At 67.6% G+C, this 13,274-nt stretch carries 16 protein-coding genes; 10 read left to right on the forward strand and 6 right to left on the reverse strand.

The window, feature by feature from the left end; translation table 11 throughout:
* The first annotated feature begins 86 nt into the window (after positions 1-86).
* Entirely contained in the window at positions 87-1,055 is a 969-nt protein-coding gene (locus K368_RS0103560) for a methyltransferase domain-containing protein (RefSeq protein WP_027171185.1), read from the forward strand.
* A gap of 174 nt (positions 1,056-1,229) precedes the next feature.
* Positions 1,230-1,964 (forward strand): YoaK family protein, encoded by a 735-nt coding sequence (locus K368_RS0103565; protein WP_027171186.1) that lies wholly within the window; start codon positions 1,230-1,232, stop codon positions 1,962-1,964.
* Position 1,965: 1 nt separating this feature from the next.
* Here the strand turns inward: K368_RS0103565 and arfB are convergent, their stop codons facing one another.
* Positions 1,966-2,388: an alternative ribosome rescue aminoacyl-tRNA hydrolase ArfB gene (arfB, locus tag K368_RS0103570; RefSeq protein ID WP_027171187.1), complete on the reverse strand. Its 423-nt coding sequence runs from the start codon at positions 2,386-2,388 to the stop codon at positions 1,966-1,968.
* A 31-nt stretch (positions 2,389-2,419) separates the two neighbouring features.
* Positions 2,420-2,698, reverse strand: a complete 279-nt coding sequence (locus K368_RS0103575) for a BolA family protein (RefSeq protein ID WP_027171188.1) — start codon at positions 2,696-2,698, stop codon at positions 2,420-2,422.
* Positions 2,699-2,838: 140 nt separating this feature from the next.
* Between K368_RS0103575 and K368_RS0103580 the strand changes: the two genes are divergently transcribed.
* The 7 genes from K368_RS0103580 to K368_RS0103615 all read left to right on the forward strand — a co-directional run bounded on the left by K368_RS0103580 (position 2,839) and on the right by K368_RS0103615 (position 9,443).
* The gene (locus K368_RS0103580) at positions 2,839-3,471 is read left to right on the forward strand and encodes a DnaJ domain-containing protein (RefSeq protein WP_027171189.1); all 633 of its coding nucleotides are present in this window, start codon (positions 2,839-2,841) and stop codon (positions 3,469-3,471) included.
* Positions 3,472-3,707: 236 nt separating this feature from the next.
* Entirely contained in the window at positions 3,708-4,691 is a 984-nt protein-coding gene (gene cobS / locus K368_RS0103585; protein ID WP_027171190.1) for a cobaltochelatase subunit CobS, read from the forward strand.
* A gap of 20 nt (positions 4,692-4,711) precedes the next feature.
* Positions 4,712-5,209, forward strand: a complete 498-nt coding sequence (locus K368_RS0103590) for a DUF29 domain-containing protein (RefSeq protein ID WP_027171191.1) — start codon at positions 4,712-4,714, stop codon at positions 5,207-5,209.
* Positions 5,210-5,214: 5 nt separating this feature from the next.
* Complete coding sequence (cobT, locus tag K368_RS0103595; RefSeq protein WP_027171192.1) at positions 5,215-7,119, forward strand: cobaltochelatase subunit CobT; 1,905 nt, start codon at positions 5,215-5,217, stop codon at positions 7,117-7,119.
* A gap of 216 nt (positions 7,120-7,335) precedes the next feature.
* Entirely contained in the window at positions 7,336-7,812 is a 477-nt protein-coding gene (locus K368_RS0103600; RefSeq protein ID WP_027171193.1) for a BLUF domain-containing protein, read from the forward strand.
* Positions 7,813-8,005: 193 nt separating this feature from the next.
* Complete coding sequence (locus K368_RS23845; RefSeq protein ID WP_245259485.1) at positions 8,006-8,980, forward strand: cobalamin B12-binding domain-containing protein; 975 nt, start codon at positions 8,006-8,008, stop codon at positions 8,978-8,980.
* Between the two features lie 40 nt (positions 8,981-9,020).
* The gene (locus tag K368_RS0103615; RefSeq protein WP_027171194.1) at positions 9,021-9,443 is read left to right on the forward strand and encodes a BLUF domain-containing protein; all 423 of its coding nucleotides are present in this window, start codon (positions 9,021-9,023) and stop codon (positions 9,441-9,443) included.
* An 86-nt stretch (positions 9,444-9,529) separates the two neighbouring features.
* Here the strand turns inward: K368_RS0103615 and K368_RS0103620 are convergent, their stop codons facing one another.
* From K368_RS0103620 to rpmB, 4 genes are all read right to left on the reverse strand, one after another.
* Complete coding sequence (locus tag K368_RS0103620) at positions 9,530-10,090, reverse strand: TetR/AcrR family transcriptional regulator (protein ID WP_027171195.1); 561 nt, start codon at positions 10,088-10,090, stop codon at positions 9,530-9,532.
* A gap of 7 nt (positions 10,091-10,097) precedes the next feature.
* Positions 10,098-10,571, reverse strand: a complete 474-nt coding sequence (locus K368_RS0103625; RefSeq protein ID WP_027171196.1) for a nuclear transport factor 2 family protein — start codon at positions 10,569-10,571, stop codon at positions 10,098-10,100.
* A 71-nt stretch (positions 10,572-10,642) separates the two neighbouring features.
* Entirely contained in the window at positions 10,643-11,572 is a 930-nt protein-coding gene (locus K368_RS0103630) for an AEC family transporter (RefSeq protein WP_027171197.1), read from the reverse strand.
* Between the two features lie 142 nt (positions 11,573-11,714).
* Positions 11,715-12,020 (reverse strand): 50S ribosomal protein L28, encoded by a 306-nt coding sequence (gene rpmB / locus K368_RS0103635; RefSeq protein ID WP_018046086.1) that lies wholly within the window; start codon positions 12,018-12,020, stop codon positions 11,715-11,717.
* A gap of 335 nt (positions 12,021-12,355) precedes the next feature.
* On the opposite strand from rpmB, the gene K368_RS0103640 reads away from it, so the two are divergent.
* A complete protein-coding gene (locus tag K368_RS0103640) occupies positions 12,356-13,258 on the forward strand; it encodes a DUF3108 domain-containing protein (RefSeq protein ID WP_027171198.1) in 903 nt (300 codons plus the stop codon).
* Positions 13,259-13,274: the final 16 nt, after the last annotated feature.

Genomic DNA, 13,274 nt, shown 5'->3' on the forward strand with positions numbered 1-13,274 from the left:
GGCTCGCCAACGCGAACCGGCCTGGGTCTTTTGTGCCGCGGGTCGTCGACGCAAAACCGGTGACCACTTTTGCGGACCCTGCCGAGATGAACCCGCGAGCGCTCACGTCCCTCCAGAACAGCTCCGGCGACCTCCTCGCCGACCGGCGCTACGCCTATGCCGAGGCCTGCCTCGTGGAGGGCGACGCGCAGGGCGCGGCGGAGATGGCCGAGCAGGCCCTGGAGATCGCGCCGCGCTACGCGGCAGCCTGGTTCCTCCTCGGGAGGGCACGGGAGGCGCGCCACCTCGCCACGGCGGACCCCGGCGATCACCACGCCGCGCTCAGGGCCTACGGCAACGCCCTCGATCTCGACCCGCACGACGAACTCGGGGCGCGGCTGCGCCTCGTCCAGATCGGCCAGGGCGACGCCCTGGGCTCGATCTCGCCGGCCTATATCCGCGCCCTGTTCGACGGCTACGCCCCCCGCTTCGAGCGCCACCTCGTGAACGATTTGCACTATCGCGGGCCGGAACTCCTGGTGGCGGCCCTCGACGCCCTGGAAGCGGCGCCGGAGAGCTTCGGCGACGTGCTCGACCTGGGCTGCGGCACCGGCCTGATGGGCGAGGCGCTGGCCGGCCGGGCCCGGACCCTCACGGGGATCGACGTCTCTCCCGGCATGCTCGCGCAGGCCGCCCGGGGCAAGCGCTACCACCGTCTGGTGGAGGGGGATCTCACCCGCCTTCTCGCGGACGAGCCCCCGGACAGTGCCGACCTCGTCGTGGCGGCGGACGTCTTCATCTATGTGGGCGGCCTCACAAGGGTGATGACGGAGGCGGCCCGCATCCTGCGGCCCTCGGGGCTCGTCGCCTTCACGGTGCAGTGGCACCCCGAGGGCGGCCTCGTCCTCGGGATGGACGCCCGCTACGCCCATGGCGACCGCTACCTCCGGCAGGTTGCGGACGAGGCCGGTTTCGATCTCGCGAGCCTCGATCCGGCCGCGATCCGCCGCGAGCGCGGGATCGACGTTCCGGGACGAGTGGTGGTGCTGCGCAAGACCGGGCCCTGCGATCCGTAATCCCGATTGTGCACGATTGGGTTGAACCGAACCCCCTCGTCATGTGTTGCACGGCACGGCACTCCCCAGCCCTGTCCGTCGAGCGGACGCCGGCGGTTCCTCCGCGGCGCCCGATCGGTAAGGTCGGGCCTCAATCAGTCCGATCCGTTCTTCCGAAGGAGCCTGTGCAGACGCATGGCCGACAAGACCGACAAGTCGTTTCCCGCCAGCCCGACGACGCGCATCCCCTTCGCCCTCGCCCTCTCGGCGCTGGCCGGCTGCGCCGATTCCATCGGCTTCCTCGAATTCTCACAGCTCTTCATGTCGTTCATGAGCGGCAACACCACCCGCTTCGGCGTGTCGGTGAGCAAGTTCGACTGGGAGAGCACGGCGCGGGTCAGCTCGGTCATCGTCATGTTCTGCTTCGGCGCCTTCGCGGGGACGCTGATCGCGGCCTGGGTCGGCCGCTGGCGGCTCTCGGTGATGCTGCTGCTGCAGGCGGTGCTCCTCGCCATCGGCCTCGTCATGCCCTACGGCACCTTCTCCTGGCCGCTGCACGTCTATCCCATCGTGATCGCGCTCGGCCTCCAAAACGCCACGCTGCAGGACGAGGCCGGGCGCAGCCTCGCCCTCACCTACGTCACGGGCGCAGTGGTGCGCTTCGGGACCGGGCTCGCCAACCTCATGATGGGCAAGGTCGCGCCCTCGTTCTGGATCCAGGCCCCCCTCTGGGGAGCCCTGAGCACCGGCGCGGTGACCGGCGGCTTCCTCCAGACCCATTACGGCGAGGATGCCTTCCTGTTCCCGGCGGCCCTCGCGGCGCTCCTCGCTCTCGTCGCCATCGCGCTCACCGTCCTGAAGCCCGGCAGCGCCTATGTCACCGGCGCCGAGGAGTACCATCCGCCGGACGCCCGGGGACCGGTGAAGTAACTCAATCGCCCCCGCCGTCGCTGCGCAGGCGCTTGGTGGCGCCGCGGCGGGATTTCTCGTCGAGGCGGCGCTTCTTCGAGGCGAGGGTCGGGCGTGTCGCCCGGCGCGGCGTCGGCGGCACCGCGGCTTCGGCGACGAGGGCGGCGAGGCGCTCGCGCGCATCGGCCCGGTTGCGGTCCTGCGTCCGGAACTGCTGGGCCATGATGACGATGACGCCGTCCAGCGTCAGCCGCCGCCCGGCGAGGCGCATCAGGCGCACCGCCACGGCGTCGGGCAGGGATTGCGAGCGCCGCGCATCGAAGCGGAGCTGCACCGCCGTGGAGAGCTTGTTGACGTTCTGCCCCCCCGGCCCCGAGGAGCGCACGAAGGTCTCTTCGAGTTCCGCCTCGTCGATGGCGAGATGCGGGGTGCATTGCAGGGCCATCGCCACCATCTTCCTCGTCTGCCGGGACCGTTCAGGCGGCCTCGGACGGCGCCTTCGCCTTCACCGCGAGGGCGTGGAGCCCGCGCTTGAACGCCTCGTCGAGGACGCCGTTCACGATGCGGTGGCGATCGACCCGGCTCTTCCCCTCGAAGGCGGCCGAGACGATCTCCACCCGGAAATGCGTCTCCCCCTCGGGCCGTGAGCCCGAATGGCCCGCATGGAGGTGGGATTCGTCCACCACCACCAGGGCCTGCGGCGCCAGTTGCGCGTCGAGCGCTCCGGTGATCCAATCCTTGAGCGTGCCGGCCATCGTGTCCTCGCGTTTGCGTCGCTTCGTTCCCGTCCCGTAGGCGCCTGGAGGCTTCGGGGTCGTCAACCCCCGATCTCCGCATGCGTCATCAGGCCCGCCGCCCTTGTGTCTCGGACACGCCCTCTCATAATCGCCCCACCATGGATCTCAACTCGCGTCTGTTCGACAGCATCCGCATCAAGCGCAAGCCCACCTGCGACGAGGCCAAGGCCGCGTCCCAGACGGGCTGCGAGACCCCCGGCTGCACCAATGCCGGGCTCTACCGGGCCCCCAAGGGCCGCAAGGCGGAAGGCCAGTACTGGCGTTTCTGCATCGACCACGTGCGCGCCTACAACGCCACCTACAACTACTTCGACGGCATGAACGACGCCGCCGTCCAGGCCTACCAGAAGGACGCCGTGATCGGGCACCGCCCGACCTGGGCCATGGGCGTGAACCCGGCGACGCGGGCGGCCGGGGCGAAGCCGGGCGATCCGAAGCGCGACTGGGCCTATGTCGACCCCCTCGACATCCTGCGCAGCGAAGGCGTCGGCGAGACCTCGCGCCGGGCCAAGCCCGAGCCGAGCCGGCCGCGCCTCACGGTGGCCGCCCTGAAGGCCCTCGACGTCCTCGGCCTCGACGAGAACGCAGACACCGCCGCCATCAAGGCGCAGTACAAGGTGCTGGTGAAGCGCTTCCACCCCGACGCCAATGGCGGCGACCGCTCGTTCGAGGAGCGCCTGCGCGACATCATCCGCGCCCACGACACCCTGCGCGCCGCCGGCCTGTGCTGAGCCCGATTCCGGAACGCGGCACGATCGATGCAGCGTTTTTCGAAATCTCGGGCGGCGTGAGGCGGCAATCCGCGCGAGAGGCCCTATATCGAGTCTTCGCACCCCTTGGCGTCCGCCGACGCAGCCCCTTACAAGGTGGCATTCCACATCCTGCCCCGCGCGGGAACCGGCAATGCCCACCGTGATAGATCCCGCGAGCCCGGTCCATGCCGGAGCCCGCCCCGACGAGGTCCCGTATGCTCTCTGACGACACCCCCGCCTCGCTTCCCGACCGGATGGTCTCCGTCCGCGAGGCCTTCGGCATCGATCTCGACCTCAAGGTGCCGGCCTTCTCGGCGAGCGCGGAGCACGTTCCCGATCTCGACCCGGATTACATCTTCGACCGCGAGACCACCCTGGCGATCCTGGCGGGCTTCGCCCGCAACCGCCGCGTCATGGTCACCGGCTATCACGGCACGGGCAAGTCGACCCATATCGAGCAGGTCGCTGCCCGCCTGAACTGGCCCTGCATCCGGATCAACCTCGACAGCCACGTCTCGCGCATCGACCTCGTCGGCAAGGACGCGATCGTGCTGAAGGACGGCAAGCAGATCACAGCCTTCCAGGACGGCATCCTGCCCTGGGCGCTGCAGAACAACGTGGCCCTGGTCTTCGACGAGTACGATGCCGGCCGCCCGGACGTGATGTTCGTGATCCAGCGCGTGCTCGAGGTCTCGGGCAGGCTGACGCTCCTCGACCAGAAGCGCGTGATCCGGCCCCACCCGGCCTTCCGGCTGTTTGCCACCGCCAACACCGTGGGCCTCGGCGACACGTCCGGCCTCTATCACGGCACCCAGCAGATCAACCAGGGCCAGATGGACCGCTGGTCGATCGTGACGACGCTCAACTACCTCGCCCATGACCGCGAGGTGGACATCGTCCTGTCGAAGGCGGCGCATTACCAGCGCGACGGCGGCCGCGACATCGTCAACCGCATGGTCCGGGTCGCCGACCTGACCCGCAACGCCTTCATGAACGGCGACCTCTCCACCGTCATGAGCCCGCGCACGGTGATCACCTGGGCCGAGAACGCCGACATCTTCCAGGATATCGGCTTCGCCTTCCGGGTGACCTTCCTCAACAAGTGCGACGAGCTGGAGCGCACCCTGGTGGCCGAATTCTACCAGCGCGCCTTCGGCAAGGAACTGCCCGAGAGCGCGATGAACGTGGCCCTGAGCTGAGGAACGACGCGGAGGACGCGATGGCCGAACCGGCCTTGAAGGGTGAACCGACCGAAGGCGCGACCTCCCGCTCGGGCCGGACGCGCTACGAGGACGACCTCTACACCTGGGTTCAGGAGCAGGTCGCCCTGCTCCGGGCCGGGCGGGTCGATGCACTCGACGTCGAACACATCGCCGAGGAGCTGGAAGGGTTGTCGAAGAGCGAGTTCGCCAAGCTCCAGAGCGCCCTGCGCGTCCTCGTGATGCACATGCTCAAATGGGACCAGCAGCCGGAGCATCGCACGGCGAGTTGGATCTTCTCGATCCGCGAGCAGCGGCGGCGTTATTCGCGGATCCTGGCGAGCAACCCCGGTCTCAAGCCCCGCATCGACGAGGCCTTGAGCAACGCCTACCCGGATGCACGCGACTGGGCCGCCGACGAGACCCATCTGCCGCCGGATGAGTTTCCCTCCGAATGCCCCTATTCCTGGGACGACATCCTGCGCCGTCCCTTCGATTTCGACTCGGTGAAGAAGTAGCGATCGTGGCCATCTCGAACCGCAAAGCCGGCGAACGCCGGGAGCCCATCGCCGAGCCGCTCAAGCGCTCGGTGGCCGGATGCCTGCGCGCCATCGCCAAGCGCTCCGAGATCGAGGTGGTCTATGCCAGCGACCGGCCCGCGCTTACCGGCGACAAGGCGCGCCTGCCCGAGCCGCCGCGCAAGCTGACCCCGGAGGACGTGGCGATCCTGCGCGGCAACGCCGATTCGATGGCGCTGCGCCTCGGCTGCCACGATGTGGCCGTCCATCGCCGCCTGGCCCCGGAAAATGCCGGCGCGCGGGCGGTATTCGATGCCGTCGAGCAGGCGCGCGTGGAGGCCATCGGCTCCCGCCGCATGGCCGGCGTCGCCTCGAACCTCTCGGCCATGCTGGAGGACCGCTATCATCGCGGCGGCAAGTACGAGGACATCACCGACCGGGCCGACGCCCCCATGGAGGATGCCGTCGCCCTGATGGTGCGCGAGCGCCTGACCGGCGAGGCTCCGCCCAAAGCCGCGCGCAAGATCGTGGAATTGTGGCGCTCCCATATCGAGGAGAAGGCCGGCCCCAGCCTCGACGGCCTCATCGGCAATCTCGAGAACCAGCGCTCCTTCGCCCGCTCCGTGCGCGAGTTGCTGTCCTCCCTCGACATGGCGGACGAGACGCCGCTGGACCCCGAGGACGACGACAACGAGGACGAGAACGAGGGGCAGGACGACGAGCAGACCCCGAGCGAGGGCGAGGCCGAGGAGCAGTCTCAGGGCGACAAGTCCGAGATGGAGACGTCCGAGGAGGCGTCCGACGAGTTGCAGGACGGTGCGACGGAAGCCGCCGACGCGCCCTCGGGCGAGTTGCCGGACGAGTCCGAGAACGCCGAATCCGAGGAGGCCTCCGAGGCCAAGCGTCCGCCCAACAACCGGCCCGTCGAGCCGCGCGGCCCCGAATACAAGGTGTTCAACCCGCGCTTCGACGAGATGATCGACGCCGAGGACCTATGCGACGCCGAGGAGCTCGCGCGCCTGCGCACCTATCTCGACAAGCAGTTGGCCCATCTCCAGGGCGTGGTCGGGCGGCTCGCCAACCGGCTGCAGCGCCGTTTGCTGGCGCAGCAGAACCGGGCCTGGGAATTCGACCTCGAAGAAGGCCAGCTCGATCCCGCGCGCCTCGTGCGGGTGATGACCGATCCGTTCCAGCCGCTCTCGTTCAAGCGCGAGAAGGACACGAATTTTCGCGATACGGTGGTGACGCTGCTTCTCGACAATTCGGGCTCCATGCGCGGGCGGCCGATCACGGTGGCGGCCACCTGCGCCGACATCCTGGCGCGGACCCTGGAGCGCTGCGGCGTGAAGGTGGAGATCCTGGGCTTCACCACCCGCGCCTGGAAGGGCGGCCAATCGCGCGAGGCGTGGCTGGCGGCGGGCAAGCCCAACGCGCCGGGCCGCCTCAACGACCTGCGCCACATCGTCTACAAGTCGGCGGATGCGCCGTGGCGCCGGGCGCGAAAAAACCTCGGGCTGATGATGCGCGAGGGGCTGCTCAAGGAGAACATCGACGGCGAGGCCCTGGACTGGGCGCACAAGCGCCTGCTCGCCCGGCCGGAGCAGCGCAAGATCCTGATGGTGATCTCGGACGGCGCGCCGGTCGACGATTCGACCCTCTCGGTCAATCCGGGCAACTATCTCGAACGCCACCTGCGCTGGATGATCGAGGACATCGAGACCCGCTCCCCGGTGGAACTGCTGGCCATCGGCATCGGTCACGACGTCACCCGCTACTACCGCCGCGCCGTCACCATCATCGACGCCGAGGAACTCGGCGGCGCGATGACGGAGAAGCTGGCGGAATTGTTCGAGGAGGATGCCGGCGGTGGCGCCGTGCCGAGGCGCAGGGCTGCGGGCGGGCGGCGCTAGTTTCCATCATCTGGCAGTAGAAACGTGCGTGCGGAAGCGGGATGATTGGCCCTCTGTTCGGTTCTTGCTGAAGACTGGACGGAGTGCCGGACCCGCCATCTCCGCGCGACGACCCGGGCGACCCGGTTTCGGTTTCAAATCAGATCGGATGCGCTATCGTGCCACCCGTGCATTGGACGGAACGGCCCGTACTGCATCAATGGAGCTGATCGACCCATGTTGGACGAATACGGCTTTCTCCGTGGCGCTGAGTTGGACGAGGGCGCGCTACCCGCTCTTTATCATTTCGTCTATTGCAGCCGTGCCGCCGACGGCGTCGATGACGCGGAGGTCGGCCGTATCGTGGAGTCGGCCCAGCGCCACAACCTTGCGCGTGGCATCACCGGCGTATTGGTTTTCGGCAGCGGCATCTTCTTCCAGTGGATCGAGGGACCGGCCGCGCAGATGCAAAACCTCATCGCGAGCCTGCACCATGATTCACGCCATCACGACATCGTTACGCTGAGCCAGAGCGAGGAAGAGCGGGAGCGTCTCTATCCGAACTGGGACATGGAGAAGGTCGAAGCCGACGATATCCGCCTCGTCCTACAGGACGCCCTCGAAAGCACCGATGACAAAGACAATGTCGCGGCACTGACGCGAATAATCCAGCAACTCGACTCGGGTCCCATCCATTCACTTGGACGAAGCTAGTTAGAACAGCGCCCGGTAGCCTTATCCCGATCCGGCATCTGCGTCGTGCCCATGATCATCATGGCCGCGACCCCGGCGAAAAGACGTGACGTCATTGCCGGCCCTCCCGACGGATCGGATGCAATCCGGACCCGGAACTTTTTTGCAAGCTCCTTTACATTTTTTCGGAGCGGCGTTCTGATGTGCCCAAGAGGTGCACGGCATCGACCGGCAAGTGCCCCCTGCAAAGGAAGAGAGTTCAGGGGAGCGGACCATGTCAAACCTCGCTTCGTCCATCGCTGCGTGGACCGACCCGTCGGCGCGTCAAGCCGGTTGGGTCTCGGAGGCTCGGCTTGCATATGCGCGCAAACGCACGGCCGAGGAAAGCCGCCATCGCGCCCTCGCTCTCAGCCGCATCGTCGAAACTGACATCATCCCTCGGTTGAAGCTGCTTCACCCGCAGCTCGCGCCCGCGGCGAGCGCTCCGCTCGCCAAACCCAATGCGCAGCAGATCGAAGCCTTCACGCAGCTCCTCCTCGGTTCGGACCTCGCGCCAGCATCGGACGCCGTCAGAGATCATCTGGCCAAAGGCTACTCCGCCGAGAGCATGTTCCTCGAACTTCTGGCGCCTGCCGCGTCCTTGCTTGGACGCTTATGGGACGAAGATTTCTGCGACTTCATCGAGGTGACCGTGGGCGTCGCTCGCCTTCAGCTGCTCCTCTCGCAATACAGATCCGAACCAAAGGCTTCCTCCCGCGACGAGCGCCGCTCCGCACTGTTGATGGGAGCGCCAGGCGAGTTGCATACGTTCGGCATCGCCGTCGTCGAACAGTTCCTGCAAGTCGCCGAATGGCAGGTCGTGAGCGGCCTGGCGTCCAGCCCTGATCAGATCTCGAGCCTCGTAGGTTCCACCTGGTTCGACGTCGTGGGGCTGACGCTGAGCTGCGAGACTCGCATCGATGGGCTGACGGCCTCGATCCGGTCGATCCGCGACGTCTCACGCAATCGTCACGTGGGCATCATGGTGGGCGGCCCCGTCTTCCTCGACAAGCCCGAACTCGTCGAGCGTGTCGGAGCGGACGCATCGGCCGTCGACGCACCGACGGCTGTCCTGTTGGCTCAGAGGCTCCTCGACATCAGTCTCGAAACCAGGCTTCGCCCCGATACGAAGGCCATGACTTCAGCGTGATCCCAGAGTTTCAGACCTAACTCGATGTGAGGCTGATACAATGAACCTCGTGCAGCTCATCTATGCGTCCCGTCCGTTCGGGTTCGATCACTCTGCCCTGGATAGCATCCTCGCCCAGTCGCGGCGCTGCAATACGCGGGACGGTCTGACGGGCGCCCTGATTTGTCGTGGAGACATCTACCTTCAGCTTCTGGAAGGCGAGGCGGACGCCATCGATGCGACGTATGCGCGGATCGTCAGAGACGATCGACATCTCGAGATCAATCGCCTGTCCTATGAAGTCACGACCAAGCGTCTTTTCCCGGCCTGGGCCATGCGTAGCGATCCCGCACGTTCCTGGATGTGGTCCCAGGATGAAGTGGCCAACGGGGCAGCGACTCGGGCGTCGCCGGAACACGTGCTCGGGATTTTTCGACGGCTCGCAGCCGAGCCGACTGAACGGCCTCAGCTCACCATCGTATGATGTGCGATCGAACGGCTCGCATCGATGAGATGACCGCTTCGCGTTCGAACTGACGTGAAAGCGGGCACCACGCCGTCAGGGGTCGCCTACACCGACACCAACCGCCCTTCCAACCGCCCCAGCATCCGGCCGAACACGGCCGGATCGGCGAGGGCGCGGGCGAGGACGAGGCCGCCCTGGATCGTCAGGACGGCATCCTCGGCGAGAGAGTCCGCCTCGGCGGCCGGGCGCCCGGCACGGAGGAGGGCCTGCGCCAGGGCGGCTCGCCAATCCCGGAAGTAACCGGCGATCCGGTCCGCGAACCCGTCGCGCCCCTCCGTGAGGGCGAAGGCGCCCACGAGGCAGATTCTCCGGCCGGAGCGGAAATAGGCGTCCGTCTCCGACAGCATGAGCCGTATCGCCGCCCGCGGATCGGGATCGTCGCGCAGGGGCGCGTAGACCTTGTCCTCGAACCAGCCGCCGATGGCGTCGAGGACGGCCTCGGCCATCTCGGCCTTGCCGTTGGGAAAGGCGTGATAGAGGCTGCCCTTGCCGAGACCGGTGCGGGCTCCGATGAGGGCGAGGCTCGCCCCCTCGTAGCCATACTCGCGAAAAACCTCGGCGATGGCGGGCAACGCGTCCTCCCGCGCCACCGGCTTCTTCGCCATATTCCGGTCAGAGCCCGAGATCGGTGAGGCCGGGATGGTCGTCGGGGCGCGGCGCGGCGCGGTCCCAGTGGAACTTGCGCTCCGATTCGGGGATCGCGAGGTCGTTGATGCTGGCATGGCGCATCCGCATCAGACCATGGGCATCGAACTCCCAGTTCTCGTTGCCGTAGGCCCGGAACCAGTCGCCGGCGGCGTCGTGGAACTCGTAGGCGAAGCGCACGGCGATCCTGTCCTCGGTGAAGGCCCAGATCTCCTTGATGAGCCGGTATTCGTGCTCTTTCGCCCACTTGCGGGTGAGGAACCCGACGATGGCCGCGCGGCCCGAGAAGAATTCCGATCGGTTCCGCCAGCGGCTGTCCGCCGTGTAGGCGAGAGAGACCTTTTCGGGGTTGCAGCCGTTCCAGCCGTTCTCGGCGGCGCGGACCTTCTGGATCGCGGTCTCGCGGGTGAAGGGGGGCAGCGGTGGGCGGGATTCGGACATCGGCTCAGGCTCCTGCTATATTCTGTACCGATCGGTACAAACAAGCGCAGCGCCGGTCAAGGGGACCGAGTTCAGGCGTGGCCGAGGATCGACAGCCAGGCGATGGTCGTCGCGGCCGCGAGCAGGGTCGAGAGCATGACGGCGGCGGCGATCAGCCCGGTTTCGGTCTTGTAGCGCGCGGCCAGCAGGTAGGAGTTGATGCCCACGGGCATCGCCGCGAACAGGGTGGCGACCCCGGCATAGGCAGGCGGCATGGTGAAGACGTGGAAGGCGAGCACCCAGACCGCCAGCGGATGCAGGACGAGTTTCAAGGTGGTCACCACCATGGCGCCGGGCAGGTCGTGCAGCACCCGGTAGCGCACGAGGCCGGCGCCGAGGGCGATGAGCGCGCAGGTGGAGGCGGTGCCGGCCAGCGCATCCACCAGCGACTTGACCATGCCGCCCGGCGCGATGCCGACGCCTTTCAGGGTGAGGCCGATCATCAGCGACAGAAAGATCGGGTTGCGGAAGAGGACGAGGCCGAGTCCCTTCAGCCGCTGGAGGACCGATTGCTGCCCGTCCGATTCGATGAGGAAGGTGGCGCAGCCCATCATCAGCGGCAGGTGGACGGCCAGCAGCATGAAGAGCGGGAACGCGCCCGCGTCGCCATAGGCCTGGAGGATCATCGGCACGCCGATGAAGATCGTATTCGACTGGCTCGCCGCGAATCCGTGCAGGATCGCCCCCGTCCGTCCGACGCCCTCGCGACGCAGGCCGATCAGCGACCCGACGAGCCAGGACAGGGCGGCGCCGCCGAAATAGCTGAACCAGTACGACCAGGTGATCTCGCCGGTGAGACCCGGCCGGGTCAGCGTCGCGATGATGAGGGCCGGCACCGCGATGGCGAAGACGTATTCGGAGAGGCCGTCGCTGACCTTCTCCGACAGGAACCCGGCGAGCGCCGCCACCCAGCCGATGAGGATCAGCCCGAAGATCGGGGCGATGAGCGACAGCACGGTCATCGGGGAGAGCCGGATAGTGGGTCAGTCGGAATCAACGCGAACGGCCGCCGCATGCGTGGTGCATGCGGCGGCCGTTCGAGATTAAAATGAGACGTCGAGCGTGATCGAAGCGGGCTCTCGCCGGCGCTTCGATATCGCACCCTCAGGCGGCGGCCGGGGTCTCGACTTCGGCGAGCTTCTTGTGGAGCTCACGCTTGATCAGGCGGGCCGTCTGCGACAGCTCGATCTCGCGGGCCTTGATCAGGAAGGCATCGAGGCCGCCGCGGTGCTCCACCGAGCGCAGGGCGTGGGCCGTGACGCGCAGGCGGACCCGGCGCTTCAGGGCGTCCGACTGCAGGGTGACCTGGCACAGGTTCGGCAGGAACCGGCACTTGGTCTTACGGTTCGAGTGGCTCACGAGGTGGCCGGTCTGCACGGCTTTGCCCGTGAGTTCGCAACGGCGCGACATTGATCTACTTCCCGTCTCGTTCCGCGTCAGACCGGGCGTTGGCGGAAGGCCGGTCGCAATGCGCCACGGGCCTCACGCACGCCAGAACCGATCGAGCGGCGTCTCATTGAAGGCGCGAGCCTATAGGGGAGCGGCAGGGTATCCGTCAAGGGCGGAGCTGCGTTTTGCCCATGGGAAAAGCCGTGCTCCAAGGCCGGCGCAGCGGCATTCACGAGGCCTCGCGCCGCGTCATCCATACGATGTGTTAACCACGAGCGGAGACGATGGCGGAACAATGCCGTCCGGTCTCTTACGCCGCACGGCTCCAAGCCCTGGAACCTCAGAGCCTCACCGCCATGTGCGCCACGCGCCTCCTCCGCGCCAGCCTCCTCGCCGCCCTCGGCGTAATTCCCGCCTCCGAGGGATTCGCCCGGCCGAAAGCCACCTCCGCCCGATCCGCCGCCCCGGCGACGGTCACCGTCGATTACGGCATCGCGCTCGCGGGCATTCCCATCGGCACCGCGCAGGTCTCGGGCCAGTTCGAGAGCGCGCGCTACCGCATGGACGTCTCGGCCCGGCTCACCGGCCTCGTGGGCGCGGTGACCGGGGGCATGGGCTCGGCCCGCGCCAGCGGCCTGATCGCCGAGGGGCCGCAGCCGAGCGCCTTCGCCATCTCCACCAAGACCTCGAATTCCGGCATCGCCGTGCGGATGGCGCTGGCGCGCGGCAACGTCACCCAATCGGAGGTGACGCCGCCCCTCATCGACATGGGCGACCGGGTGCCGGTGACCCCGGCCAACAAGCGCGGCATCGTCGATCCGGCGAGCGCTCTTATGATGCCGGCGGTGAGCCGGGGCGACCTCACCGACCAGGCCAATTGCAACCGCACCATCCCGGTCTTCGACGGCGCGACGCGCTTCAACGTGGTGCTCAGCTACGGCGAGACGCGCACCATCGAGAAGCCGGGCTATGCCGGCCCCGTCCTGGTCTGCAACGCCCGCTATCAGGCCATCGCCGGGCACCGTCCCGACCGGCCGGGGGTGAAGTTCATGGAGGACAACCGCGACATGTCGGTGTGGCTGGCGCCCGTGGAGGGCACCCGCGTGCTGCTGCCGGTGCGCATCTCGGTGCGCACGACGCTGGGCACCAACATCATCGAGGCGACCCGGTGGAACCGCGTCGGACCCCAGATCGTGACCGCTCGAGCCGAAGGGCAGCCGTCGGACCCGGTGGTCCAGGCGACCCTGGTCGATCAATAGAAATGGCTCCGGCCGG

This window comes from Methylobacterium sp. 10, from assembly GCF_000519085.1.
Taxonomy (GTDB): domain Bacteria; phylum Pseudomonadota; class Alphaproteobacteria; order Rhizobiales; family Beijerinckiaceae; genus Methylobacterium.